The organism is Rhodococcus sp. ENV425 (genome assembly GCF_002887785.1).
GTDB lineage: Bacteria > Actinomycetota > Actinomycetes > Mycobacteriales > Mycobacteriaceae > Rhodococcus > Rhodococcus aetherivorans.
Genome location: NZ_PCZU01000084.1, coordinates 1 through 2757, shown reverse-complemented (window position 1 = coordinate 2757; position 2757 = coordinate 1). Strand labels below are relative to the sequence as shown.

At 64.9% G+C, this 2757-nt stretch carries 2 protein-coding genes; both read left to right on the top strand.

What is annotated here, in order from left to right; genetic code table 11:
* A partial coding sequence (locus tag CQZ88_RS06050) for a zinc-binding dehydrogenase (protein ID WP_258008463.1) occupies positions 1 to 865 on the top strand: 865 nt, incomplete at its 5' end.
* Positions 866 to 1098: 233 nt separating this feature from the next.
* Positions 1099 to 2700: a chaperonin GroEL gene (groL, locus tag CQZ88_RS06045; protein WP_029547322.1), complete on the top strand. Its 1602-nt coding sequence runs from the start codon at positions 1099 to 1101 to the stop codon at positions 2698 to 2700.
* Positions 2701 to 2757: the final 57 nt, after the last annotated feature.

Below are 2757 nucleotides of genomic sequence, written 5' to 3'. Positions count from 1 at the left end.
CGTGGTGTGCAGCTTCATCCCGAACTGCGGAACCTGCCGGTACTGTGCCACTGGACGCTCCAATCTCTGCGACATGGGCGCCACCATCCTCGAAGGGTGCATGCCCGACGGCAGTTTCCGATTCCACGGCAACGGACTGGATTTCGGGGCGATGTGCATGCTCGGCACCTTTTCCGAACGCGCCACCATCTCCCAGCACTCGGTAGTCAAGATCGACGACTGGCTGCCGCTCGAGACTGCGGTGCTCGTCGGCTGCGGTGTTCCGACCGGTTGGGGCACCTCAGTCTACGCCGGCGGTGTGCGGGCCGGCGACACGACCGTCATCTACGGCATCGGTGGTCTGGGCATCAACGCCGTCCAGGGTGCGGTGAGCGCGGGCGCGAAGTATGTCGTGGTGGTCGACCCGGTGGCGTTCAAACGCGACACCGCACTCAAGTACGGTGCTACCCATGCCTTTGCCGACGCCGCAAGCGCCGCGGCGCAGGTCAACGAACTCACCTGGGGACAGGGCGCCGACCAGGCACTGATCTTGGTTGGCACGGTAGACGAGGACGTGGTCTCGGCGGCGACCGCGGTGATCGGCAAGGGCGGCACCGTGGTGATCACCGGACTGGCGGACCCGGCGAAGCTCACCGTGCACGTCTCGGGCACCGATCTGACCCTCAACGAGAAGACGATCAAGGGCACGTTGTTCGGCTCGTCCAACCCGCAGTACGACATCGTGCGTCTCCTGCGCCTCTACGACGCCGGACAGCTCAAACTCGACGACCTGATCACCACCCGCTACACCCTCGACCAGGTCAACCAGGGCTATCAGGATTTGCGGGACGGCAAGAACATCCGCGGCGTGATCATCCACGCATGAGGTGATCGGATCCCGTGGCTGCGCCGTCGCGTCTTCTCCGCGTACCCAGCGCAGCCACGGTTTGTGGTGCTGATTTGCCGTCGGCCGGCGCGGTGTCCTCCGCTAAGGAGGTCTCGGTCTCGCGCGCAAAGCCCGAAGGCAGTTTGACGCAGTTGCACAAGTAACGCGGCCGTTCCCGAGGTCGACCCCGCGGGGAAGACTTCCATCAGAGACAGAAAGAGCGTGCAGGCAACGTGGCCAAGATGATCGCCTTCGACGAGGACGCGCGGCGCGCCCTGGAACGGGGAGTGGACAAACTCGCTGACGCCGTCAAGGTCACCCTCGGCCCCAAGGGCCGCAATGTGGTGCTCGGCCGCGACGTCGCCAAACCCCTCGTGACCAACGACGGCGTCACCGTCGCCCGCAGTATCGAACTCGACGACCCCTACGAAAAGATGGGCGCCGAACTTGTCAAAGAGGTCGCGAAGCAGACCGACGACGTGGCCGGTGACGGCACGACCACCGCCACCGTGCTCGCCCAGGCCATGGTGCGCGAGGGCCTGCGTAACATCGCCGCCGGCGCCAACCCCCTGGCGATAGGGCGCGGCATCGGCGCCGGTTTGGTCGACGTTATCCGGGCGATCAACGACGCGGCGAGACCGATCGAAACCACAGAACAGATCGCTGCGACCGCGACGATCTCCTCGGGTGACCCCGCCATCGGCGCCATTGTGGCCGAGGCGTTGGACCAGGTCGGCGTGCACGGCATCATCACCGCCGAGGCATCGGACACCTTCGGCCTCACACTCGACCTCGTCGAGGGTTTGCGCTTCGACAAGGGCTACCTCAGCCCGTACTTCGTCACCGATTTCGAACGGCTCGAGGTCGTCCTCGACAACCCCTACATCCTGCTGGTCTCGTCGGTGATCAACTCGGTCAACCAACTGGCGCCCATCGTGGAGAAGGTGATGAAGACGGGTCGCCCGCTGGTGATCGTTGCCGAAGATGTCACCGACGATGCTCTCGCGACCCTGGTCGTCAACAACGTGAAAGGCACGTTCACCTCGGCGGCGGTGAAGTCCCCCGGCTTCGGCGACCGGCGTGAGCTGATGCTGCGCGACATGGCCATCGTGACCGGCGGCCAAGTCATCTCCGCGGCCATCGGGGTCACCCTCGAGGCGGCGAGCCTCGATCTGCTCGGCTCTGCGCGCCGGGTGCTGATCACCAAACACGACACCTCGATCGTCGGCGGCGCAGGCGACGCCACCGCGGTCGCCGGCCGGGTCAGGGAGATCACCACCGCGATCGAGCAATCGACCGACGACTATGACAAAGACAAACTCCGGGAGCGTCTGGCCAAGCTCAGCGGAGGGGCGGCGGTAATCCGGATCGGCGCCGCAACCGAGATCGAACTCAAGGAACGCAAACATCGGCTCGAGGACGCTGTCCGCAACGCGCGGGCCGCGGCGGAAGAAGGCATCGTCGCCGGCGGTGGGGTTGCCTTGTTGCAGGCATCCGCCACCGCCTTCGACACACTCGATCTCACCGGCGACGAGGCTACCGGCGCCAACATCCTGCGGGTGGCTCTCGACGCACCGTTGAGACAGATCGCCATCAACGCCGGCCTCGAAGGCGGGGTCGTCGTCGAGAAGGTCCGACACCTCCCGATCGGGCACGGCTTGAACGCCGCAACCGGTGAGTACGGTGACATGATCGCCGCCGGAATCATGGATCCGGTCAAGGTAACCCGATTGGCGCTGGAAAACGCCGCGTCCATCGCGGTGATGTTCCTGACCGCGGAAGTCCTCATCGCCGACAAACCCCACATCCCACTCTCGAAAATGCCTCCCCTCTGAACAGGAGAGAAGTTCTCGACGACAAGTTGATGAGGCTCATCGAAAGTGCTCAACTGT